Source organism: bacterium (assembly GCA_019637795.1).
In the GTDB taxonomy this organism is placed as follows: domain Bacteria; phylum Desulfobacterota; class Binatia; order HRBIN30; family CADEER01; genus JAHBUY01.
Genome location: JAHBUY010000005.1, coordinates 308960 through 330448, shown reverse-complemented (window position 1 = coordinate 330448; position 21489 = coordinate 308960). Strand labels below are relative to the sequence as shown.

Annotated in this window: 22 protein-coding genes and 1 other RNA gene; 12 read left to right on the top strand and 11 right to left on the bottom strand. The window is 71.2% G+C overall.

The window, feature by feature from the left end; translation table 11 throughout:
* Positions 1–3 precede the first annotated feature (3 nt).
* On the top strand, positions 4–546 hold the full coding sequence (locus tag KF840_18455; protein ID MBX3026894.1) for a GNAT family N-acetyltransferase: 543 nt from the start codon (positions 4–6) through the stop codon (positions 544–546).
* A 34-nt stretch (positions 547–580) separates the two neighbouring features.
* Here the strand turns inward: KF840_18455 and KF840_18450 are convergent, their stop codons facing one another.
* Positions 581–1690, bottom strand: coding sequence for a phospholipase (locus KF840_18450; protein MBX3026893.1), 1110 nt, complete (start codon positions 1688–1690; stop codon positions 581–583).
* Between the two features lie 114 nt (positions 1691–1804).
* On the opposite strand from KF840_18450, the gene KF840_18445 reads away from it, so the two are divergent.
* A complete protein-coding gene (locus KF840_18445; protein MBX3026892.1) occupies positions 1805–2206 on the top strand; it encodes a cytochrome c in 402 nt (133 codons plus the stop codon).
* A 54-nt stretch (positions 2207–2260) separates the two neighbouring features.
* Here KF840_18445 and KF840_18440 read toward each other — a convergent pair whose 3' ends face one another.
* The 3 genes from KF840_18440 to KF840_18430 form a co-directional block, all read right to left on the bottom strand.
* Complete coding sequence (locus KF840_18440) at positions 2261–2794, bottom strand: hypothetical protein (protein ID MBX3026891.1); 534 nt, start codon at positions 2792–2794, stop codon at positions 2261–2263.
* Position 2795: 1 nt separating this feature from the next.
* A complete protein-coding gene (locus KF840_18435; protein MBX3026890.1) occupies positions 2796–5060 on the bottom strand; it encodes a cytochrome c oxidase assembly protein in 2265 nt (754 codons plus the stop codon).
* 112 nt (positions 5061–5172) lie between these two features.
* Positions 5173–6450: an ISNCY family transposase gene (locus tag KF840_18430; protein ID MBX3026889.1), complete on the bottom strand. Its 1278-nt coding sequence runs from the start codon at positions 6448–6450 to the stop codon at positions 5173–5175.
* A gap of 272 nt (positions 6451–6722) precedes the next feature.
* Between KF840_18430 and KF840_18425 the strand changes: the two genes are divergently transcribed.
* Complete coding sequence (locus KF840_18425) at positions 6723–8099, top strand: carbohydrate porin (GenBank protein MBX3026888.1); 1377 nt, start codon at positions 6723–6725, stop codon at positions 8097–8099.
* A gap of 155 nt (positions 8100–8254) precedes the next feature.
* Here the strand turns inward: KF840_18425 and KF840_18420 are convergent, their stop codons facing one another.
* Entirely contained in the window at positions 8255–8494 is a 240-nt protein-coding gene (locus tag KF840_18420; GenBank protein ID MBX3026887.1) for a hypothetical protein, read from the bottom strand.
* 215 nt (positions 8495–8709) lie between these two features.
* On the opposite strand from KF840_18420, the gene KF840_18415 reads away from it, so the two are divergent.
* Both KF840_18415 and ssrA read left to right on the top strand, forming a co-directional pair.
* Complete coding sequence (locus tag KF840_18415; protein MBX3026886.1) at positions 8710–8946, top strand: hypothetical protein; 237 nt, start codon at positions 8710–8712, stop codon at positions 8944–8946.
* 98 nt (positions 8947–9044) lie between these two features.
* Positions 9045–9396, top strand: a transfer-messenger RNA (tmRNA) gene (ssrA, locus tag KF840_18410).
* A 271-nt stretch (positions 9397–9667) separates the two neighbouring features.
* On the opposite strand, the gene KF840_18405 is transcribed toward ssrA, so the two are convergent.
* From KF840_18405 to KF840_18390, 4 genes are all read right to left on the bottom strand, one after another.
* The gene (locus KF840_18405; protein ID MBX3026885.1) at positions 9668–10885 is read right to left on the bottom strand and encodes an IS256 family transposase; all 1218 of its coding nucleotides are present in this window, start codon (positions 10883–10885) and stop codon (positions 9668–9670) included.
* A 204-nt stretch (positions 10886–11089) separates the two neighbouring features.
* The gene (locus KF840_18400) at positions 11090–11287 is read right to left on the bottom strand and encodes a hypothetical protein (protein ID MBX3026884.1); all 198 of its coding nucleotides are present in this window, start codon (positions 11285–11287) and stop codon (positions 11090–11092) included.
* Positions 11288–11351: 64 nt separating this feature from the next.
* Positions 11352–11735 carry a PIN domain-containing protein gene (locus tag KF840_18395; GenBank protein MBX3026883.1) on the bottom strand — a complete coding sequence of 128 codons (384 nt, stop codon included), beginning with the start codon at positions 11733–11735 and terminating at the stop codon, positions 11352–11354.
* Complete coding sequence (locus KF840_18390; protein MBX3026882.1) at positions 11732–11938, bottom strand: hypothetical protein; 207 nt, start codon at positions 11936–11938, stop codon at positions 11732–11734. The genes KF840_18395 and KF840_18390 overlap by 4 nt, the downstream gene beginning before the upstream one ends.
* A gap of 378 nt (positions 11939–12316) precedes the next feature.
* On the opposite strand from KF840_18390, the gene KF840_18385 reads away from it, so the two are divergent.
* The 4 genes from KF840_18385 to KF840_18370 all read left to right on the top strand — a co-directional run bounded on the left by KF840_18385 (position 12317) and on the right by KF840_18370 (position 14174).
* Positions 12317–12514: a hypothetical protein gene (locus tag KF840_18385; GenBank protein ID MBX3026881.1), complete on the top strand. Its 198-nt coding sequence runs from the start codon at positions 12317–12319 to the stop codon at positions 12512–12514.
* The gene (locus tag KF840_18380) at positions 12498–12908 is read left to right on the top strand and encodes a PIN domain-containing protein (protein MBX3026880.1); all 411 of its coding nucleotides are present in this window, start codon (positions 12498–12500) and stop codon (positions 12906–12908) included. Before KF840_18385 ends, KF840_18380 begins: the two co-directional genes overlap by 17 nt.
* 7 nt (positions 12909–12915) lie before the next feature.
* The gene (locus KF840_18375; protein ID MBX3026879.1) at positions 12916–13128 is read left to right on the top strand and encodes a zinc ribbon domain-containing protein; all 213 of its coding nucleotides are present in this window, start codon (positions 12916–12918) and stop codon (positions 13126–13128) included.
* Between the two features lie 308 nt (positions 13129–13436).
* Entirely contained in the window at positions 13437–14174 is a 738-nt protein-coding gene (locus KF840_18370; GenBank protein MBX3026878.1) for a sulfite exporter TauE/SafE family protein, read from the top strand.
* 21 nt (positions 14175–14195) lie between these two features.
* Here KF840_18370 and KF840_18365 read toward each other — a convergent pair whose 3' ends face one another.
* A complete protein-coding gene (locus KF840_18365) occupies positions 14196–14525 on the bottom strand; it encodes a YnfA family protein (GenBank protein ID MBX3026877.1) in 330 nt (109 codons plus the stop codon).
* Positions 14526–14690: 165 nt separating this feature from the next.
* On the opposite strand from KF840_18365, the gene KF840_18360 reads away from it, so the two are divergent.
* Positions 14691–15866, top strand: coding sequence for a putative sulfate/molybdate transporter (locus KF840_18360; GenBank protein MBX3026876.1), 1176 nt, complete (start codon positions 14691–14693; stop codon positions 15864–15866).
* Between the two features lie 148 nt (positions 15867–16014).
* Here the strand turns inward: KF840_18360 and KF840_18355 are convergent, their stop codons facing one another.
* Positions 16015–16692 carry a lysophospholipid acyltransferase family protein gene (locus tag KF840_18355; protein ID MBX3026875.1) on the bottom strand — a complete coding sequence of 226 codons (678 nt, stop codon included), beginning with the start codon at positions 16690–16692 and terminating at the stop codon, positions 16015–16017.
* A 421-nt stretch (positions 16693–17113) separates the two neighbouring features.
* Between KF840_18355 and KF840_18350 the strand changes: the two genes are divergently transcribed.
* Both KF840_18350 and KF840_18345 read left to right on the top strand, forming a co-directional pair.
* Complete coding sequence (locus KF840_18350; protein MBX3026874.1) at positions 17114–18388, top strand: efflux RND transporter periplasmic adaptor subunit; 1275 nt, start codon at positions 17114–17116, stop codon at positions 18386–18388.
* The gene (locus KF840_18345) at positions 18385–21477 is read left to right on the top strand and encodes an efflux RND transporter permease subunit (GenBank protein MBX3026873.1); all 3093 of its coding nucleotides are present in this window, start codon (positions 18385–18387) and stop codon (positions 21475–21477) included. Before KF840_18350 ends, KF840_18345 begins: the two co-directional genes overlap by 4 nt.
* Positions 21478–21489: the final 12 nt, after the last annotated feature.

Below are 21489 nucleotides of genomic sequence, written 5' to 3'. Positions count from 1 at the left end.
GCGATGCCCGACGATCTGGGGCGGCTGCACACCGCGCGCCTGCTGCTCACTCGCATCGCCGCCGCCGATCTCGACGAGCTCCGTCGCATGCACCGCGACCCGGTGGTGATGGCGACCCTCGGCGGCGTGCGCTCCGACGAGGTCAGCGCCGACATCCTGACGCAACTGATGGCGCACTGGGACGCGCACGGCTTCGGCTACTGGATGGCGCACGAGCGCGCCACGGGCGCGTTCGTCGGTCGCGGCGGCCTGCGCCGCGTCGTGGTCGGCGGCGGCGACGAGGTCGAGGTCGGCTACGCGCTGATGCCGCAATTCTGGGGCCGCGGCCTCGCCACCGAGCTGGCGCGCGAGTGCGCGCGCGTCGGCTTCGAGGTGCTCGGCCAGCGTTCCCTGGTCGCCTTCACGCTGCCGACCAACGTCGCCTCGCGCGCGGTCATGCAACGGGTCGGCTTCGCGTACGAACGCGACGTCATCTGGGCCGGCATGCCGCACGTGCTGTACCGGCTCGACGTCGCGGGCTGGCGGGAGGCCGCCGGGACCCTCTGACCCTGCGCCGACCCGGATCGCGACGCGGACGCGCTCAGCGTCGCGCGCCGTCCGCCGGCGCCAGGCGCAGCGCCGGATCGAACCACTCCAGGATGCGGGCGTTCTCCTCGCGCGGATAGGTGTGCGACAGGTCCGCGATCTCGCGGTAGGTGACGTCGGCGCCGGCGCGCTGCAGCTCGCGGTGCGCCATGCGTGCCGTCGCCACCGGGAACATCCAGTCGCGCGCCCCGTGGACCAGGTAGACGCGGCGGCCGGCGGCGCGCGCCAGGTTGCCGTTCAGCAGGTTGGCGGGGTGCAGGACGCCCGAGACTGGGGCGAGCGCGGTGAAGGGCATGTCGTCCCGGAGGCCGCACAGCAGCGTGTAGGTGGCGCCGTCGGACAGGCCGGTGAGGAGCACGCGGCGGTCGTCGACGCGCCAGTGGGCGCGCACGTAGTCGACCATGGCGCGCAGCGCCGGCGCGTCGACGTCCTCGTCCATCAGCGACCACGTCGAGCCGAGCGATGTCGGTGCCAGCAGCAGACAGCCGCGGCTGCGCGCTTCGGTGAGCCAGGTCCAGAGGAAGTCGCCGCCGCTGCCGCTGCCGCCGTGCAGGGCGACGACCAGCGGCCAGTCGCGGGCCGGGTCGTAGGACTCGGGCACGTAGAGCGAGAAGCCGCCGCGGGCGCCGTCCTTCTGGCGGGCGACGATGATGCCGGTCGGGTGTTCGGGATGCGGCTCCGGGTCGAGCTCGGCGGCGCGGTCGTGCAGCGCCGGCTCGAGGAAGAAGCGCCCGACCGGCGGCAGCACGCGGCGCAGCGGATACAGCAGCTCCTGGGCGCGGCAGTGCTGGTGCATGGCGCCGAGGACGCGGGGGATCGCCTGCGCCGGCGATGCCTCGTCGCAGAAGAGCGCGAAGGCGCCGTCGGCGGCCTCGGCGGACTGCCGGATCTGGCTCGCGAAGTCGTCCAGCCCGCTCGGCACCGGCGCGGCGGTGAACGCCGCCAGCGCGGCGCGCAGGCGCGCGTGGATCGGGCCGGCCGCCTCGCGCAGCGCTGGCAGGTGCGGCGGGTCGAGGTGGCGTCGCACCTCCTCGAAGGCCGACAGGGCGGTGAGCAGCGCCGGGCCGAGCTCGCCGAGCCGCTGGTGGAACGGGTCCGCGGTCATCGCGGGGACCATATCAGACCCCGCGCGGCCGCGGACTCCAACCCCGCGACAACCCCCGCGACCCCTTGGCGATCGGAGCGGGGCGCGCTAAACGCCGCGCGGGAGGGGGTGCTCATGCGTTCATCGTTGGTCTCCGTCGTCATCACCACGGTCCTCTGCGCCGCGGCCGCCGTCTCCGCCGCCGACCTGAAACCAGGCGAGGCCGCGTACCGGCGCTACTGCAGCGCCTGCCACGGCATGGCCGGCAAGGGGGACGGGGTGGTGGGCGGCCTCATGACGCCGCGGCCGGCGGATCTCACGGTGCTGGCGAAGAACAACGGCGGCACCTTTCCGACCCTGCGGGTGATCAACATCATCGACGGGCGCGAGACGCTGCGCGCCCACGGCGAGAGCGAGATGCCGGTGTGGGGCGAGGTGTTCACCCGGCAGCGCAGCCAGGCGACCAACGCGCGCGCCCAGGTGCGCGGCCAGGTGCAGGAGATCACCAGCTACCTGCAGTCGATCCAACAGCAGTAGCGCCGGCGGCGGACGCGCCGGCGCGCGGGCATCAGTCCGCGGCCGGCGGCGCGTTCACGGTCGCCGGCGCAGCACCAGCCACTGGTGCAGCGCGTAGACGGCGACCGCGAGCGCCGGCAGGGCGAAGTAGGGCCAGTAGGTTCGCCACGGCGGCAGCGGCGGCGCGGCGTCGACGTCGAACGTCACCGCCGCTGGCGGGTGGCCGGCGCGGTCGATGGCGACCTCGACCCGCCAGGCGCCGGCAGCCGGCAGGTCGAGCAGCGCCGCGTAGAGCAGCTTGTTGGTCGCCTGGGCGCGGCTGGCGGTGGCGGTGACCATCGTCTCCTCCGGTTGCGGGTTCCGCAGGGTGACGGTGACGCCGGCATCGCCGATGACGTCGCCGCTGCGGCCGTCGAGCAGCAGCGCGCTGACGTCGATCGGGCCGGCGCGCAACGGCGTCGGCGAGGTGAAGACCGTGATGACGAGGTCGCCGACGCGCTCGCTGAGGCGTACCGCGCCGCCGTCGGCGCCGGCGGGCGCGGCGAGCGGGAGCGCCGCCAGCAGCAGCGCGGCCGGCGCGATGCGCGTCCGGCGCCGAGGTGGCGGCATGTCAGTGCACCATGCCGCGCATCTGCATCGGCTGGAAGACGATCCAGGCGCCGGCGACCCAGAGCGCGATCGCCAGCGCCGCCCACGGCAGGTGCAGCGCGACCGCCGGCCGGCCGCGGCCGTGGTTGAGCTCGAGGGCGGTGCGCCAGCCCACCGACAGGCTGAGGAGCAGGCCGGCATCGAGCAGCAGCAGCTCGAGCGGCGTGAGCCAGGCGGGCGCGTGCATGGCCGCCGCGTGCGACCAGTCGGGGGAGCCAAGGGCGACGCCGAGGTCGGCGAGGGCGCGCTGCGCCACCGGCACCGCCGTGCCGATGCCGGTGGCGAAATGGAAGAGGAAGTGGGCGCTCCACATGGCGAGGCCGATCGGGACCAGCGCCAATGCCAGGCGGCAGGCGAGGGCGCGCGGCGTCGCCGTGGCGCCGCTCCAGCGGTGGCCGATGGCCACCGCGGATCCCAGCGCCGCGACCGGGAGCGCGACCAGCGCCACCGGCAGCGCGGCGAGCGTCAGCGCCAGCGGCGAGTCGAGGCCGAGTCGCGCGGCGAGGGCGGCCTCGGCGCGCAGCACCGGCTCGAGCATGCCGGCCGCGTTGGCGAAGGCGCCGAACACGCAGAGCAGCGCCAGGGCGGCGATGTCGGGGCGTTCGGAGAGTCGCCGCAGCGAGGAGCGCGGCGGGTCGGTTGCCAGCTCCGCCGCCGGGGCGACCGCCAGGAGGCCGACGTTGTCGTGCGGGCAGGCGCGGACGCAGTCGAGGCAGAGGGTGCAGTCGAGGTTGCCGCGCTTCTCGGGAACGAAGAGCTCGAGCTCGCAGCCGCGCCGCGTGGGGGTGCCGCGGATGCAGTCGGCGCCGGCGCAGCTCCGGCACGTCTCCGGGTCGCGCGCGGCGATCGTGAACGGCGACACCGTGGCGTGCACGAAGTGGAACTGGCCGATGGGGCAGAGGTGCTTGCAGAAGGCGGCGCCGCGGAAGATGCCGTCGACCACCAGCGCGGCGGCGAAGTAGGCGAGGGCGATCGCCGCCGTCAGACGCGGGGCGTCCCAGAGGGCGAACGCCTCGTAGGCGCAGAGGTAGACGACGAGCAGGGCCGCCGCCAGCCATTTGCCGCGCAGCCGGCGCGGCCAGGCGCGGCGCCCCGGCAGCAGTCGCCGGCCGAGCGCGCGCGGCAGCATGAACGGGCACGCCATGCAGAACACGTTGCCGACGGCGAGCAGCGCGATGACGACCAGGCCGCGCCAATAGGTCCACGGCAGCACGCCGGCGAGGTTCATCGGGCTCATGCGCGGTCCGAGCAGGCCGTCGGCGATCACCGCCGCGGCGAGCAGCAGCATCAGGGCCTGGGCGGCGCGGCGCAGCGCCAGCGAACGCAGTGCGGCGCCGAGCCGGGGCACGCGCAGCAGGTCGAGGCGGCGGCGCGGCGCCGGAGGGGGACGGGGCGGTGCCGCCCTCGGCGCCAGGGCGCTGCCGTTCAGCCAGCCGATGACGATCGCCGCCGCGGCGACGAGATAGGTGGCCGAGCCGGCGACCCACATCAGCGCGCCGGCGGCCGCCTGATCGCCGCGCGCGTCCAGCGCGGTGAGCGCCGGCGCCGCGGCGTAGGCGGCGTAGAGCGGCCGATCGGCGAAGACGAAAAGGGCCGCGAGCAGGGTGTTCTGCGCGTCGGCGAGGAGGAGATACGGCACCATCGCCCAGCGCGGCCAGCGGGCGCGGCTGGGGTAGGGCTGCACGACCGGGAACCAGAACAGCAGGCCGGCGACGAGGAAGCAGGCGTGTTCGAACTGGTGCCAGTCGGGATCGCGCAGGGCGAGCTGGTAGGGGCCGGGGAGGTGCCACAGCAGGGTGGCGATCACCAGCGCCAGCCACGCCACCAGCGGGTGGACCACGAAGCGGCCGGCGGCCAGCAACGGCGGCCAGGCGAGGAAGGGGCCGAGACCGTGCTTCGCCGCTCCCTGCGGCAGTCCGCGCAGGAGCGGCAGCGCCGGCGCGCCCAGCCAGAGCAGGGGTGGCGCGACCATGGTGAGGAGGATGTGCTGCAGCATGTGGACGCGCAGCAGCAGCGGCGCGAAGGCGTCGATCGGCGAGGCGACGGCCAGGATGACGGTGGTCACGCCGGCGAGGAAGGCCGCCAGGCGGGCGGCTCCGAACTGCGCCGGCAGTTGGGCGCGCAGCGCCCGCCAACCGCGCCAGTAGAGGAGGACGGCGAGCACCGCGAGCGTGGCCGGCAGGAGGGGCAACTGCCAGGAGGCGAGCGCGGCGGTCGCGGCGTCCATTGGCTCCACCTCGACTGCGCCGGCCGGCCTGTCAACCGCCCGCGGCATCGCTTGTCGCTGCTCAGTGATTCTGTCCGCCCTCAACTGCTCAGTGATTCCGTCCCCCCGGGGTTCATCGTGGTGGTGACGGGATCATGTCGGTGGGGGAAACGGAAGGAGCCCGCAGGGCGACTGGAGTTTTCCCCACCGAGGCGGCGCTCGGCGGCCGCCGCCGCCGGCGCTTGAGCGTGCGGAGGGCGCCGGGCGAGGTGGCGGCGGCCGTGGCGATCACCGTGTCGCCGCCGTAGACGCGCCAGCTGCCGTCGAGGAGCTGGCGCACCTCGACGCGCGTCCCCGCATAGCTGCGCTTGCGCGGGCCGGGCGGGATGTCGAGGACCAGGCCGCCGATCCGCACGGTGTTGTCGTTCAGCACGGTCGCCTCGTACTGGAAGCTGCAGATCCGGCTCAGATCGGTCCCCCGTCGCACCGGCCGCCACGCCGGGGTGGCCTCGGCCGGGGGAATGGCAAACCGCTGGTTGTGCTCCGCCCGAAAGGCCTCCAGCACGGCATTGGCCTCCTCCACGGTCGTGGCCCCCACCAACCGGAGCTCGGAGACCAACCGATCCTGCAGCGTGCCCCACAGCCGCTCCACTCGGCCCTTCGCCTGCGGCGACAGCGCGTAGATCACCTCAATCTCCAAGGCCGCGAGCGCCCGGCCCACCTGCGTCGGGTCTTGGACCCCGCGTAACTCCTCTTCCAGCGTCCAGTGCGCGTCGTTGCGCTTCAGGCTCCCGTGCCGATCCATGTAGGCGCTGTACGGAAGTCCTTTCGCCTCCGCGATCGCTCGCAGCACCCGCAGGTACCCTGCCGCGCACTCCTGCTCCACGAACGACGCCCCAGGCAGCAGCTCGCCGGTCGCGTCATCGATCGCTCCCATCAGGCACAGCATCGGCCCGCGCCCCTCGAGCCACTCGTGTCGGCTGCCGTCCCAGAGGATCATCAACCCCGCCTGCGGTTTGCGGTCTCTGCGCCGGCGGTGTTTCGGGGCGCGCCGCCGGCGCGGCGGCCCGATGCCCGCCGCGCGCAGCAGCCGCTGCACGCTGGCCCGAGAGACCTTGACCCCTTCCACGTCCCCCAGCTTCTCGGTGAAGTGCTGGTCGTTGAACCCGTCGTACTTCTTGCGCCGCAGCTCCAGGATCTGCTCCCGCACCGCTTCCCCCAAGCGGTGCTTCGGCGCCCGCCCCGTGTTCCCGTGCTGCACTCCTTTCGCCCCACGCCGCCCCACCGCCCGCCGCAGCCGTCGCACCTGCCGCTTCGACAGTCCCAGCACCTCCGCCGCTTCTCCCACCGTCAGCGCCCCTCGCTCGATCCGCTCCACGGCGTCCAGCCGCTTCCATTGCCGCTTGCTCATCCTCTCCATCCCTCCTTCTTTGCCGCGGAGGGGCGGACATTTTCACTGAGCAGTTAGGCGGACAAAATCACTGAGCTTCAACACCGCCCGCGGCATCGCTCCCGTGCCGCGCGCTCCGGCCCGGCGCGGGGTGGCGAGACGCCGTCATGTCCTACCGCGGCTTGCGTCAGGCCGTCCCCGCGCCCGGTGAATCGCGGTGGTGTTTGCCGGTGCGTCGCAGTACGCTGCGCGCGCGTTGGAGGGCGGGCTTGGGCGGTGGAAGGCCAGGCGGGGTGGCGCGGGCAGCATCGACGGCGCTGTGCGGGATTCTCCTCGCGTTCGGCGCGGCGCGGGGCGATGACGTCGGGGCGGCGGTGCCGGCGCCGACACCGATGCCGCCGACGCTCCCGGCCGCGATGCGCAGCTTCGATCGCGTCTCCGACCTGATCCAGGAAGGCGAGACGGACATCGAGCGCTGGTGGGCCGGGCAGTATCTGACCGGCAACTGGTTCGGCTGGCGGCAGCGGCTGAGCGACCTCGGCCTGCAGGTCGCGCTCACCTACACCGCCGACATCCTCGGCAACGCGACCGGCGGCGTCGATCGCAAGGTGCGCTACTTCCACAACATCGGGCTCGACTTCCTCTTCGACCTCGACCGGCTGGTGCACATCCCGGGGGCGCACTTCCACCTCGCGGTGTCGCAGCGCACCGGCAAGAGCCTCTCGGACGAGGACATCCACAACGTGTTCAACGTCGCCCAGGTCTGCTGCGGGCCGTACACCCAGGTCGTCACCGTGGCCTGGGAGCAGCAGCTCTTCAACGACCGCCTGGGCATTCGGGCCGGCCACCTGTCGATGGGCGACGACTTCGCCACCTCGCCGCTCTACTGGCAGTACGTGACCAGCGGCATCGACGGGAACCCGGGCTCGCTGGTCTTCAACGTGCCGTTCACCGAGTATCCGGACGCGACCATCGGCGTCCGCATCCGCGGCCGGCCGATCGAGCACCTGACGATGCAGGTCGGCGTCTACAACGACGACCTCGACACCAACGCCGCGCACGGCGGCAACTTCGCGGTCAACTTCTCGGACGGCGTCATGGTGCTGGCCGAAGTGAGCTACCACGATCACCTGGGCGACGTGCGAGAGGCGCTGCCCGGTCACCTCACCATCGGCGGGTTCTACCACACCGGCCGATTCCGTCGCCTCGACGCGCCGGCGGGTTCGACCCTGCCGTCGGACACCGAGTACGGCAACGGCGGCATTTACGGCGCCATCGACCAGATGGTGTGGCGCTTCGCCGACGCCCCGGACCCGCGCGGCGTGCTGCCGTTCGTGTCGCTCGTCGGCGCGCCGAACGCCGACGTCAGCACGTTTCCGTTCTTCTTCAATTCCGGCGTCGTCGTCCGGGGCCCGCTTCCATCGCGGCCGTACGACGACGTCCTCTTCGGCCTCCTGTACGGCGAGTTCTCCAACGTCCTGCGCCAGGGGCAGCGCGCTGCCGGCGAGCCGTTGCAACACTTCGAGATGGTGCTCGAGCTGTCCTACATCCTCCAGCTCACCCCGTGGCTGCAGCTCCAGCCCGACATCCAGTACGTCATCGAACCCGGCGGCACCGGCGACATCCCCAACGCCCTGGTGCTGGGGGCGCAGATCGCGATCAACATCTGATAGCGGCACACGTCTGATAGCGGCACACGTCGGCCGGCTTCCTCCCCCGGGGCCAGCGGCCGTCTCGCCGCCGCGCCGGGCGGGAGCCCCGCCTGCCCCGTGCGGCACCCCCAGGGGGGAGGGTGGGTCACCGGAGCGCCGGCGGGGCTCGACCGTCAGGACAGGCCCTCCGAGACCAGGTGGTCGCGCATCGCCACCATCAGCTCGGCGAAGGCGTCGAGCACCCGCTCCGGCCATGGCGGTCCCTGCGCCAGCGCCGCCAGCACCACGGTCAACCCGGAGTGCAGCATCTCGTCGGCGCCGTCGAGCTCCAGCGCCTCGGTGAGGACTGGTCCAGAGACCTCGATCTCGCAGGTGAAGAGTCCGACGCTGTCGGCGATCAGGTGTGTGGGCATGCCTCCTCCATTCCTCGACGGGCCGCTGTGGTCCCATCTGAGATGGGTTGGAAGACGGCCAACATCCGACGCGCGGGTGCCAACAGGCGCGACAATCCGCGTTGGGGTCCTAGGGAAAACCCTAACGGCGCGTAGGGAAAATCCCATCTAACCGGAAAAATTCCACCGTGGTAACGACCCCTTACGCATCAATTCCCGGGGCTGGGGGAGACCACATGAGCCGCCGCTGCATTTCCGACGAGTCTGGACGCTTCAATTTCGAGGTAGAGGTGCACGGCACCGTTCTCGAGGGCGCCATCGGCCACAACGACGCCGAGGAGGTCCTCAAGTGCGCGCTGATCATGGCGCTCTCCGTCCTCGCCCAGGACGGCCCCTGGCCGACCGCCGCGCTCCAGTCCATGAGCACGTTCATGACCGACATGCGGACATCGCTCATCGGCGAGCTCCACTGAGCTGACGGGCTGTTCGGGCGCGCCGCCCGGGACCTTTGCGAGCCCGCTTGCCCCTGTGGGTTGGCGAGGTTACGTTGGCGTCCGACGTTCCTACTTGAGGGGGCGATCTGGGTTCGACGGAGGTCGTGAAGCGGCAGTTGCGTGCAACGGGTACTTGGGGCCCGCCAAAACCCAGGCTGCGAAAACTAAACGCAGACGATTCGTTCGCTCTGGCTGCCTAACGGTCGCCAGCGTCTGACCGGCACGCGCCCGTAGGGCCGGACCCAGACGTCATAAATTCGGGATAAGCTCCAGCCAACGCTCGTAGGCCGGGGACGAAAACTCACGAGCTGGCCGTCGCGGATCCTGCCGGTGGGAGCCAAGACGGCGAGATCAAACCACCAGGCTACGCACGTAGACGCTGACGTGAATCACTTCCGGACGGGGGTTCAATTCCCCCCGCCTCCACTTTCGCAATACATTCGAACCGGACTCCGGAGCGGGTTCCTCCTCGGGATCCGGCTCTGAGGAGGGCCGAGGCGTCCAGGCTGGAGCGGGCTCGGTGATCGGGGCGCCCGACGTCCGGCTGGAGCGGCTCCGGGACGATCGGGCCTTGTGATCCGGCGCGACGGCAGGGCGCTCACTCCGTCTTCTCTTCCAGCCGCTTGCTGACTCAGGCGTCGGACGGGGATGTCCCGCTCCCTGTTGAAAGGCCCTGAGCGGCGGCTCCAGCGATGGGCGTCTACGCGACCTCCTTTCGGGTGTCGAGGGCCGAGCGATCGAGCGCCCGGATGAGGGCGGGGAGATCGGCGTGGCCGCGGATGCGGCGGAAGCTGCGACGCGCCTCGTGCAGCCCGGCGGCGATCCAGCGAACGAGCATGTGGCCGTCGCGCCAGCGGCGCACGTTGCGGATGAAGCGGCCGACCAGGCCGTTGAGGTTCTCGATCGCATTGGCGCTGCGCAGCGTGCGGTAGAGCGCGCCGCTGACGCCCAGGCCCGGCAGCGTGAGCGTCTCATCCAGTCCTTCGCGCAACGAGGCGGCCGCGCCGGGGTGCGCTCGCTCGAGGCCGGCGGCGAGCTGGGTGAGGCGCCGCTTGGCCAGGGCGGCGTCGGGCAGCGCGTAGGCCTCGGCGAGCGCCCGGCGCAGGCGCGGGCGCTCGGACTCGGGCAGATGCTCCAAGACGTTGCGGGTCTTGTGGACCTGACAGCGCTGGACCACGCCGAGCGCGCCGCAGCTCTCCCGGATCGCCTTCCGCAGCCCGGTGCCGCCGTCGATGATGAACAGCGTCGGGCGGTCGAGATCCAGCCCGCGCTGGCGCACATCGGCGAGCAGCGCTTTGCAGACCGCTGCGTTCTCGGTGGTGCCCTCGCGCAGGGCCAAGACGTGCTTGCCGCCGTGGGGATCAACGCCGACGGCCAGCAGGATCACGTGGTCGCGGAAGTGCAGCCCGTCGATCAGGACGATGCGGATGTCGAGCCCGTCCAGCGGCGTGGCCAGCCAGGTGGTCAGTTGCGCGGTGGTCAACGCCACGAAGCGGCGCGACACCGCGCTCTTGGAGACGGCCCGCTCGGGCAGCTCGGCCGGCAGGGGGGCGAGCGTGCGCGCATACTGGCGTGTGCTGACGCCGACCGCGATCGCTTCCAGCGTATGGGCGTCGAGCGGATCCTGGGCACTGGCGTAGGTGAAGCTCGGCAGCGCGAGTTCCTCGCCCGCCACGCTGCGGGCGCGCAGCCGCGGCAGCACGATGCGCCGCCCGCCCAGCACCACCTCGCTCGGCGCGCTCCCGCTGCGGTACGCCCGGCGGGCGGGGTTGGGCAGATGCTTCGGCCCGCAGAGCTGCTCGCGGTCCTGCTCCATCAGCGCCTCGAACACCTGCTGCCCGGCCGTCAGGCACAGTCCGAAGAAGGCGGTCTTCGCGTCGGCCAGCACCGTCACCAGCGGCAGCGGCACCTGCACCATGGCACGCGCCTCCGTCGATCGGGCTTCCCCCGCGGATCCTCCTGTGCGACTTCTCTTCATGGCGGCTTCCTTTCTTGGTTGTGGTGACCCCGTCCTTACCGGACGGTGAAAGGAGCCGCCGCTCTTTTTTCAGAGAATCAGTTCAACAGGATCCGGGACATTCCCCGTCGGACGGCGGCTCGAAGATAGCCGTGCGCGATCGACTCAGTCCTCGATTTCTGCCCACGGGGCCGCCGCGTCAGTGAGGCGATCGCCATCGTGCCCGGCGCGAATCAGCGCCATCATCGGGTCATCGGCGGGGGCCTGGCTGCGCCGCTCGATCAATTCTCGGACATGGGCGAGCAGGTCGGTGATCGCGGTTTCCGCGCGCGTGATCTGATCCGGTTCCATGAACAGGAACACGGGGCTGAGTGCATCCACTACCTCGGCGTGGACACCGGGCCCGGGCGCGTGGCGGCCGCCGAGCCTACGCGACGCGATGCGAGCCGCCGACGAGCCGCAAACCACCGGCGCGCACGAACTGCCGGAAGTCGGCATCCCTGGTGACCAGGCCGACGTCGTGGTCGATGCAGCTCTGGGCGATCAAGGTGTCGGCGAGTCGTGCCCGTCGCTTCTGGCCGAGCACCTTGGCGCGCAGGGCCCCAGCCCGCTCCCAGTATCCAGGCAGCAACTCCAGCCGTGGGATCTGCACGAGGAGCTCCGCCACCTGTTTCGGTAGTTTCGGGTCGCTCAGCATCTCGGTCAGTACCACGGGGGGCAGGTATGCGGCGAACAATCGATCGACGAGGTCGGCATCGCGTCCCGTGGCGCCCGCGAGGAAGGCGAACACACTCGAGTCGAGGGCGATCATGGTCGGTCTTTCCGAAGGGTGTCCAGGTCGATCGAGAAGCGTACTTTCCCCCGCAGCCTGCGGAGCCCCTCGAATGCCGGGCCGGCAGCCACCAGCTTGAGGCCGTCGCAGATGGTGGCCGTGAGGTTCTTGCCGCTCGATCGTTGCGCCTTCTCGAGCAAGTCCGCCGGAAGCTGGAGGGTTACCTTGCGCGCTGCGCTCATGCGGCGATGGATACCAGGCGATGGATACCAGCGCCTCTGCCGTATGCCAATACGGCCCATGCCCCCATGCCCCCGGGAGATGTCGCTGGCGCCCATGGATGGGATGGGGCGGCTGCCCTCCTCTCGCACCTGACAAGCAGAGCCCCTGTGAATCGGCCGAGTCCTCCCTGGGATCGGCGTCGAGAGATGACACTACCCGACGTCGCGCAACCTACCGCTCATTGTGAGCGTCCCGATCGCTGTCCCGAGTCGCGTTTGGGCGCCGAAACGGGTCAAAGCCCAGGGCCGATTCTCAAAGACGGTGCCGTGCTGCTTGCCGCGGGAGCCGCAGGTGTGTATGACATTTGACTCAACCTGTCATACGAAAGGAGACGGTCCATGGCCAGTCGCGCAATCACCGTCCGCATCCCCGCGGCGCGGCTGCGCAAACTGATGCGCGCCCGCAAGGCCGCGACGCAGTCGGAGCTCATCAACACCCTGTTGGCAGAGGAGGAGGAACGACTCCACTCGCACGCAGTGCTGCGCGATACGGCACGAACCGTGCGCGCCGCCGACATCGATGCTCGCCTTCTTTGACACCAGTATCCACGTCGACATTCTCCGAGGGACACGCCCGCTCGCTCAGGTCCTCGAAGCCGCCGGCAACCCGCCGGTGCGGCTGTCGCCCGTGGTCGCGAGCGAGCTCCTGCGAGGTGTGTCGGGTCGGGGCACGCGCAGCGTGATGCGGTTGGTGCGCGCATTGGTTCCCGTGGAGCCACCGTCATGGCGCGCCTGCTGGCTCGAGACCGGTCGGCTGCTGCCGCGCGTGTTCCCTGATCACGAGGCGATCGGACTGGCGCGGCTGCAGAATGACCTGCTGCTCGCACTGACGGCCCGCCACACTGCGAGCCTGTTCGTGACCGGCGATGCGCACTTCACCGCGCTGCGGCGGCATGTGTCGTTCACTGTGAAGGTCTTGCCGTCGGCCTAGGTTCCCGCTGCCGACTTGCACCATCTGGAGCAGCGACAGCCCCGCCGGGCAGAACTTCTGCGGCGAATGCGGCGCTGCACTCGGAAATCGATGTCCGCAGTGCGGCGCGGACAACCCGGCGGGCAAGAATTTCCGCGGCGATTGCGGAACTGCCCTCACCGGGATCCGGTTCGAGGAGTGCAGGAGTGCCAGGGCGTCCGGGCTGGAGCGGGCTCGGTGATCGGGGCGCCCGACGCCCGGCTGGACCGGCTCCGGGACGATCGGGCGTTGCGATCCGGCGCGACGGCGGGTCGCCCACTCCGTCTTCCCTTCCAGCACGATCCTTAGGGTCGCCAGCCCCTCGCTGACCCAGGCGTCGGACGGCGGCTCGAGGGTCGTTGCGCGCGATCGACTCAGTCCTTCGATTTCGGCCCGTGGGTCGGCGGCGCGCGAGGCTGGGTGCGGGTTGGGTCGGCCCGCCGTCGGTTCGCGGCGCTTCGGGGAGGTCGAGATTGCGCCGCGCGCTCGGGGGCGGGTAGGCACGACGGAATGCTTCCGGAGCACCTCGCGGTGTTGATCCTCGGCGTCCTCCTGATCGCCGTCCTGTACTCGTCGGTCGGCCAGGCGGGAGCGTCGGGGTACATCGCGGTGATGTCGCTCGTGGGACTCGCGCCCTCGTTCATCAAGCCGGCGGCGCTCGCCCTCAACACCGTCGTGGCGCTGATCGCCGCCGTGCAGTTCCATCGCGCCGGCCACTTCGCGTGGCGCCTGTTCTGGCCGTTCGCCGCGCTCTCGGTCCCGCTGGCGATCCTCGGCGGCGCCGTCAGCCTGCCGAGCCGTGTGTTCAACGTGCTGGTCGGCTGTCTGCTGCTCGTGTCGGCGCTGTCCTTCGTGCTGCGGCCGTCCAGCGCGACCGCCGCGCGGCCGCCCACGCGCGCGGTGGCGATCGGCGTCGGCGCGCTGCTCGGGCTGATCGCCGGAGTGACCGGGACCGGCGGAGGGATTTTCTTCACGCCGCTGCTGCTCGGCATGCGTTGGGCGACCCCCCGCCAGGCCGCCGCGGCCTCGGCCTTCTTCGTCCTGGTCAATTCGCTGGCGGCGCTGGTCGGGAACGTGAGCAGCGCCCGCGCGTTGCCCATGTCCGTCGTCCCGCTGGCGGGTGCGGCGATGGTCGGCGGGAGCGTGGGGGCATGGCTCGGCAGCCGACACCTGGCGCACGCCGTGATCGAGCGCGTGCTCGCCGTCGTCCTGCTGATCGCCGGCGGCAAGCTGATCCTCGTGCCGTGAGGAGGGCGCCCCCGGAGTCGCTCAGCGCGGGGCGAAGAAGATGATCCCCATACCGAGCAGGCAGACGCCGCTGCCGACCAGGTCCCACTGGTCCGGCCGCTGCCTCTCGATGACGCCCAACCACAGGACGGCGGTCGCCACGTAGACGCCCCCGTAGGCGGCGTACGTGCGACCGGCCGCCGCCGGGTGCAGCGTCAACAGCCACGTGAACAGTGCCAGGCAGCCGGCGGCCGGCAGCAGCACCCAGGCCGGGGCGCCATGCCGACGCCACAGAAACGGCAGGTAGCATCCGAGGATCTCCGCCACCGCGGTGAGGAAGAAAAGGGCCGTCGTTTTCCCGATCTCGACCATGCCGGCGTCCTTACCGGAGCACGTGGGGCGTTGCATCCGTTCGCGATCGATCCTGGCCGAGGTGCCGGTCAACCCGTCGGATCGCGCGACGGATTGGGGGCGGGCGCGCCACGGGACCGGCGGCGCGCCTCGGCGTTGTTCTGGCGGGCGACCCTGTGGCACAGGATGCCCGTGATGGCTCCGACCCGCCCGGCGCCCCGCCTGCGTTTCGACCGCCACGAGCTGGCCGGGGCGTTCGGTGACATCGGCACCGATCTGCCGCTGCTGATCGCGCTCATCGCCACCTGCGGTCTCGACCCGGCCAGCGTCTGCATCCTCTTCGGTGCCCTGCAGATCGCCACCGGGCTCGTCTACGGCATCCCGATGCCGGTGCAGCCGCTGAAGGCGATGGCGGCGATCATGTTGGCGCAGCGCCTGTCGCCGGGAATCCTCGCGGGCGGCGGGCTGGTCGTCGGGGGCGCGATGCTCGTGCTGGCGGTGACCGGCCTCCTCGACTGGTTGACGCGTGTCGTCCCCAGGGAGGTCGTGCGCGGCATCCAACTCGGACTCGGTCTCACGTTGGCGACGCTGGCGTTGAAGGAGTACGCCAGCGCCGACGGCGTGGGCGGCTACGTTCTCGCGGCGGCATCCGTGGCGCTGCTGCTGGCGCTGCGCGGCCAACGCCGGGTGCCCGCGCCACTGATCGTGATGGGACTGGGCGTGCTCTACGCGGGCGTGTTTCGGCTCGAGGGACATGCGCTCGCGGGAGCCATCGGACTGCGACTGCCCATCGTCCAGATGCCGAGCGCCGACGACCTCCTGCGCGGCGCCCTGCTGCTCGCCCTGCCGCAGATTCCGCTGTCGCTCGGGAACTCGGTGATCGCGACCAGCCAGACGACGAGAGACCTCTTTCCCGATCGCGCCGTTCCGGTGCGCAAGATCGGCATCACCTACGGCGTCATGAATCTGATCGCGCCGTGGTTCGGCGGCGTCCCGGTGTGCCACGGCTGCGGCGGGCTGGTCGGCTTCTATGGGTTCGGCGCGCGCACCGGCGGCGCGCCGGTCCTCTACGGAACGATGTACCTGTTGTTGGGGCTGATCTTCGCCCCCGGGTTTGCGGACGTCGTGCACGTGTTCCCGATGCCGATTCTCGGCGTGGTGCTGTTGTTCGAGGGGGTCACGCTGATGACCCTGGTGCGCGACGTGGCCGCCGACCGCGGCGCGCTGTGGATCGCGTTGGTCGTGGCGGCGGCCGTCGTCGGCCTGCCGTATGGATACGTGGTCGGGTTGATCGGGGGGACGCTCATCGCCTGGGCGGTGCGCCGCGGCTGGGTGACACCTCCCGCGCTGGCGAACGGCTGAGTCGCCGCCGTCTCCCGGCCCACCGCACCGTCCCGGATGTCGGGCAATCCGCCGCGCGCCGGCGCTGGCGGCATCCGCAGCGGGGCGACCGACAAGCGGATGAGCGCTGCGACGCGCCCACGGAGGGCGGGCCGCGGCGGCGGGTCGATCAGGCGCAGGCGGCGAGGGCGGTGGCGCGGGCCCGTTCGAGGCGGGCGGTGAGCTCGATGCGCAGCGCCTCGACCTCGGCGTCGTCGGCGTCGGGCGCGACGTGGAGCGCCGGCTCGAAGGCGAACACCATGCGCGCGAAGGGCAACGGCACGATGGTGCGATCCCAGGAGCCGAACTCGAGGTGCGGCGTCGCCCACCAGGTGCCGGGCACGATCGGCAGGCCGGTGGCGCGGGCCAGCAGAATGGCCCCGCGCTTGGCGATCCCCGCCGGACCGCGCGGACCGTCGACGATCACCCCGGCGCTGCAGCGCGCGTCGTTCACCTCGCGGATCATCGCCTGCAGCGCCTCGGCGCCGCCGTGCCGGGTCGATCCGCGGGCACTGCGCAGGCCGAACATGCCCATGGTGCGCGAGATCAGGTCGCCGTCGCGGCTGGCGCTGACCATCACCACGCCGTCGCGGTCGCGGAAGTGGAACGGCAGGTAGAGCATCCCCTGATGCAGGCCGGCGAAGCAGATCGGTTCGCCCCGGCGGAGGAATTCGTCCTCGTGCTCCTTGCCGAGATAGGTGATGCGGCACGAGCGGAAGAGCAGGTGGGAGCATCCGAAGAAGAGCTTGGGGATGCTCCACACCAGCAGGCGCGTGGGCAGCGACGTCCGTTTCCGGAGCAGCGCCATCAGCCGTCCAGGCGTCCGGCGGTGCTCGCCAGCGCACGGCGAGGACTCGCGGATCTCATCATCCAGCCGACGCCGCCTGCCAGGCGCGAGAGCACGGAACGACGGGGAAGGCGGCGGCCGCAGCGGGCGGGAGCATCAGAGGAGGATCCGTGCGGCTGTCCGGCAGAGCGACAGCGGCTTGCCTCCTGCTCCACCTTTCTCACGACTCGCCGCACCATCGTCCGTCAGCGCCGGCACCGCAAGGGGGGCCATGCGGGCCGTCCGGGCCGACTCCGCCCATCGCCGAGATGCGGCCGCGCGCCGCGTCCGGAATTCCTCCTTGTCGGGAGCGCGGCGATGCCGCCGGCCGGCACGCCGTCGCCCGCCGTGGCTTGCCCTCCAACTACCCGTTCAGTAAGGCACCAGCGCGGAAGGGTGGACGATGAGCAGATGGACATCCCGCGCGGCGGCCGTCACCTGGATCCTGGCGCTGACGGCTGGTTGCACACAGCCGGCGAAGCCGGTCGCCGAGCCCGTGCGGCCGGTCAAGACCAGCCTCGTCACCGCCGGCGGCGCAGCCCGTGAGCGGCTGCTGCCGGGCACGGTCGAGGCATCGCGGCGCGTCGAGCTCGCCTTCCAGGTGCCCGGGATCATCGCCCAGCTCCCGGTGCGCGAGGGGCAGGCGGTCAAGCAGGGGGAGCTGATCGCGCAGCTCCGCCAGGACGAGTTCCAGACGCAGCTCACGGCGCGACAGAGCCAGCTCGACCAGGCGCGAGCGGCGCTCGATCGGCTGGTCGCCGGCGAGCGGCCCGAGGAGCGGCGTCGCCTCGAGGCGCAGGTGCGCGCCGCCGCGGCGCGGCTGACCAACGCCCGCACCGAGTTCAGCCGCTTCCAGCAGTTGCTCAGCTCGGGCGCCATCTCGCGCCAGGAGTTCGATACTGTCCGCACCGCCTATCTGGTGGCCCAGGAGGAGCACGCCGCCGCCCGCCAGTTGCTCGAGCAGAGCGCCACCGGGCGCGCCGAGGACATCGCCGCCAGCGAGGCGCAGGTACGCGGGCTGGAGGCGCAGGTGGTCGACGCCAACATCCAACTGCAGGACAGCACCCTGCTGGCGCCCTACGACGGCGTCATCGCCCAGCGCTTCGTCGAGCCGAACCAGAACGTGCGCGCCAAGCAGCCGATCGTCCGCTTCCAGGACGTCGACGAGATCGACATCGCCGTCGACGTGCCGGAGACCCTGATGGTGGTCGACATCCGATCGGCCGACATCCTGCAGATGACCGCCGAGCTCACTGGCGCGCCCGGCGTGCAGTTCCCCGTCCACATCCGCGAGGTCGCCCAGGAGGCCGACCCGACGACGCAGACCTACCGCATGCGGGTCGCCATGAAGGTGCCGCCGGGCATCACGGTGCTGCCCGGCATGACGGCGGCGGTCCACCTGACCTACCGCCGCGCCAGCATCCTCGGCGACGCCATCCTGGTGCCGCTGTCCGCCATCTACAAGGATCCGGAGGGCGAGGCGGTGGCCTGGGTGATCGGCGCCGAGAACGTCGTCCAGCGCCGGCCGGTCCGGCTCGGCGCCGTCACCGGCTCGCAGATCGAGGTGGTGGAAGGGCTGGAGCCGGGCGACCGCATCGCCATCGCCGGCGTGCGCTTCCTGCGCGACGGCATGACCGTCCGCGACCTCGGTGACGAGCTCGGAGCGCGGGCGTCGTGAACAGCGGCGAATTCTCGGTTCGCAACAGTCGCATCGTCGCCACCGCGGCGGCGATCGCGGTCCTGGCCGGCATCGGCGCCTACCTGTCGATGGGCCGGCTCGAGGATCCCGAGTTCACGATCAAGGAGGCGCTGATCATCACGCCCTATCCGGGCGCCAGCGCCGCCGAGGTGGCCAAGGAGGTCACCAACCCGATCGAGAGCGCGGTGCAACAGCTCGGGCAGTTGAAGCGCGTCGAGTCGGAGTCGACGCGCGGCCGCTCGGTGGTCAGCGCCATCATCCGCGACGAGTTCCACGCCGACTCCATCCCGCAGGTATGGGACGAGCTGCGGCGCAAGATCAACGACGTGCAGCCGCTGCTGCCGCCGGCGGCGCGCGGCCGTTCGATGGTGGTCGACGACTTCGGCGACGTCTACGGCATCTTCCTGGCCATCACCGGCGACGGCTTCACCCAGGCGGAGCTGCGGCGCTACGCCGAGTTCTTGCGCCGCGAGCTGCAGACGGTGGGCGACGTCAAGAAGGTCGATCTCTTCGCCGAGCCGCAGGAGGTGATCTACCTCGAGATGTCGCGCCAGCGCCTGGCGCAGCTCGGCATCAACGAGGAGGTGATCTACCGCCAGATGCAGGCGCGCAACGTCGCCGCCGACGGCGGCCGGGTGCGGGTCGGCGAGAGCTACCTGGTGGTCGATCCGCAGGGCGCCTTCACCTCGCCGGAGGACATGCTCAATCTGGTGATCGGCGCCGGCGGCTCCGGCGCCCAGCTCACGCTCGGCGACGTGGCGACGCTCGAGCGCGGCGAACAGGATCCGCCGCGCCGCCTGCTGCGTTTCGACGGCCGACCCGCCATCGGCCTGGGCATCTCGACGGTGCGTGGGGGCAACGTCGTCACCATGGGCGAGGCGGTGCGCGCCAAGCTCGACGCGTTGCGCGCCCTGCAGCCGATCGGCGTCGAGATCGAGGCGATCAACTTCCAACCCGAGGCGGTCGACGTGGCGACCAATGCCTTCGCCTTCAACCTCGTCAAGGCGGTGACGATCGTCTTCGTCGTGCTGCTCATCGCCATGGGCATACGCGCCGGCCTGTCGGTCGGCCTGGTGCTGTTCCTGACCATCCTGTCGACGTTCACCATCATGTACCTGATGGGCGGCATCCTGCTCGAGCGCATCTCGCTCGGCGCCTTCATCATCGCCCTGTGCATGCTGACCGACAACGCCATCGTCGTCACCGAGAGCATCAAGGTCGGCATCGAAGGCGGCAGGGACAAGCTCACCGTCTGCCGCGACGCCGTCGCCCACAACCAGTGGCCGCTGTTCGGCGCCACCGCCATCGCTGTCGTCGCCTTCGCCGCCATCGGCCTGTCCGAGGACAATACCGGCGAGTACACCAACTCCCTGTTCTGGGTCATCTTCATCTCGCTCACCCTGAGCTGGGTGGCGGCCGTGACGGTGACGCCGCTGCTCGGCTACGCGCTGTTCAAGCCGCTCACCGGCGAGCGCCGCGACCCCTACGCGGGCGCCTTCTTCCAGGGCTATCGCCGCCTGCTGGTGGCGGCGCTGCGCCGCCGCTGGCTGGTCCTGCCGCTGCTCCTGGTCTCCTTCGTCGCCGCGATCTACGGCTTCGGCAAGGTGCCGCAGAACTTCTTCCCGCCGGCGACGCGACCGCAGTTCCTGGTCGACACCTTCCTGCCGGCCGGCTCGCACATCCTGGACTCGGAACGCTTCGCCGAGCAGGTCGAGCAGTTCATCCTCGCCCAGCCCGGCGTCGAGCACGTCTCGAGCTTCGTCGGCGGCGGCGGCCTGCGCTTCCTCCTCGTCTACACGCCGGAGCGCGAGAACCGCGCCTTCGTGCAGTTCCTCGTCCAGGTCGAGGACGAGAAGCAGATCGACGGCCTGCTGGTCTCGGTCCAGCAGTACCTCGACGACAACTACCCCGACGCCAACGCGGTGGCGAAGAAGTTCCTGCTCGGGCCCGGCGCCGGCGGCCGCGTGCAGGCGCGCTTCAGCGGGCCGGATCCGGCCGTGCTGCGCCAGCTCGCCGACCAGGCGGAACGCATCATCGTCGCCGACGGCGGCGCCATCGGCATCCGCGACGACTGGCGCGAGCGCGAGAAGGTCATCGAGCCCGACCTGCGCGAGGTGCAGGCGCGGCGCAACGGCCTGACCCGGGTCGAGGTGGCGCAGGCCCTGGAGACCGGGTTCGAGGGCCGAACGGTCGGCTTCTACCGCGAGCCGGGGAGCAGCGGCGGCGGCGTCTTCCCGCAGGAATCGCGCCTGCTGCCGATCGTCGCCCGGCCGCCCGAGAACGAGCGGCGCTCGGTGGACGCGCTGTACAGCATGCAGATCTGGAGCCCGGCGGCCGGGCGCATGATCCCGCTCAACCAGATCATCAGCGGCATCGAGATGGGATGGGAGGACCCGGTCGTCATGCGGCGCGATCGCATTCCGACCATCACCGTCCACGCCGATCCGCGCGCCGGTCTGCCGAGCGAGCTCTTCAACCGCGTCCGCGCCCCGATCGAGGCCATCGCGCTGCCCGAGGGCTACCGCTTCGAATGGGGCGGCGAGCACGAGGACTCGGCCAACGCCCGCGCCGCCCTGGCGACCTCGATCCCCGGCGTCCTGCTGGCGATGGTGTTCATCGTCGTCTGCCTGTTCAACTCGCTGCGCACGACCATGATCATCGTCCTGACCGTGCCCTTCGCGATCATCGGCGTCACCATCGGCATGCTGCTCACCGGCCTGCCGTTCGGCTTCATGGCCATGCTCGGCGTGCTGGCGCTGGGCGGCGAGCAGATCAAGAATTCCGTCGTGCTGATGGAGGAGCTCTACCTGGAGATCGGCAAGGGCAAGGCGCCGTACGACGCCATCCTCGACGCCGGCGTCGCCCGCCTGCGGCCGGTGCTGCTGGTCGCCATCACCACCATCCTGGGCATGATCCCGCTGGTGACCGACGCGTTCTTCGGCGCCATGGCGGTGACCATCATGTTCGGCCTCGCCTTCGCCTGCGTGCTGACGATGATCGTCGTGCCGGTGCTGTACGCGATCATCTACAACGTCCAGGCGCCGGCGCCGTCCGGCGCGGCGCGCTGACGACCCCGCGGC

Coding starts and splice junctions, on each gene's coding strand:
- KF840_18455 (MBX3026894.1), top strand. CDS start 4: ATGCCCGACGATCTGGGGCGGCTGCACACCGCGCGCCTGCTGCTCACT.
- KF840_18450 (MBX3026893.1), bottom strand. CDS start 1,690: ATGACCGCGGACCCGTTCCACCAGCGGCTCGGCGAGCTCGGCCCGGCG.
- KF840_18445 (MBX3026892.1), top strand. CDS start 1,805: ATGCGTTCATCGTTGGTCTCCGTCGTCATCACCACGGTCCTCTGCGCC.
- KF840_18440 (MBX3026891.1), bottom strand. CDS start 2,794: ATGCCGCCACCTCGGCGCCGGACGCGCATCGCGCCGGCCGCGCTGCTG.
- KF840_18435 (MBX3026890.1), bottom strand. CDS start 5,060: ATGGACGCCGCGACCGCCGCGCTCGCCTCCTGGCAGTTGCCCCTCCTG.
- KF840_18430 (MBX3026889.1), bottom strand. CDS start 6,450: ATGAGCAAGCGGCAATGGAAGCGGCTGGACGCCGTGGAGCGGATCGAG.
- KF840_18420 (MBX3026887.1), bottom strand. CDS start 8,494: ATGCCCACACACCTGATCGCCGACAGCGTCGGACTCTTCACCTGCGAG.
- KF840_18415 (MBX3026886.1), top strand. CDS start 8,710: ATGAGCCGCCGCTGCATTTCCGACGAGTCTGGACGCTTCAATTTCGAG.
- KF840_18405 (MBX3026885.1), bottom strand. CDS start 10,885: ATGGTGCAGGTGCCGCTGCCGCTGGTGACGGTGCTGGCCGACGCGAAG.
- KF840_18395 (MBX3026883.1), bottom strand. CDS start 11,735: ATGATCGCCCTCGACTCGAGTGTGTTCGCCTTCCTCGCGGGCGCCACG.
- KF840_18390 (MBX3026882.1), bottom strand. CDS start 11,938: ATGAGCGCAGCGCGCAAGGTAACCCTCCAGCTTCCGGCGGACTTGCTC.
- KF840_18385 (MBX3026881.1), top strand. CDS start 12,317: ATGGCCAGTCGCGCAATCACCGTCCGCATCCCCGCGGCGCGGCTGCGC.
- KF840_18380 (MBX3026880.1), top strand. CDS start 12,498: ATGCTCGCCTTCTTTGACACCAGTATCCACGTCGACATTCTCCGAGGG.
- KF840_18370 (MBX3026878.1), top strand. CDS start 13,437: ATGCTTCCGGAGCACCTCGCGGTGTTGATCCTCGGCGTCCTCCTGATC.
- KF840_18365 (MBX3026877.1), bottom strand. CDS start 14,525: ATGGTCGAGATCGGGAAAACGACGGCCCTTTTCTTCCTCACCGCGGTG.
- KF840_18360 (MBX3026876.1), top strand. CDS start 14,691: ATGCCCGTGATGGCTCCGACCCGCCCGGCGCCCCGCCTGCGTTTCGAC.
- KF840_18355 (MBX3026875.1), bottom strand. CDS start 16,692: ATGGCGCTGCTCCGGAAACGGACGTCGCTGCCCACGCGCCTGCTGGTG.
- KF840_18350 (MBX3026874.1), top strand. CDS start 17,114: ATGAGCAGATGGACATCCCGCGCGGCGGCCGTCACCTGGATCCTGGCG.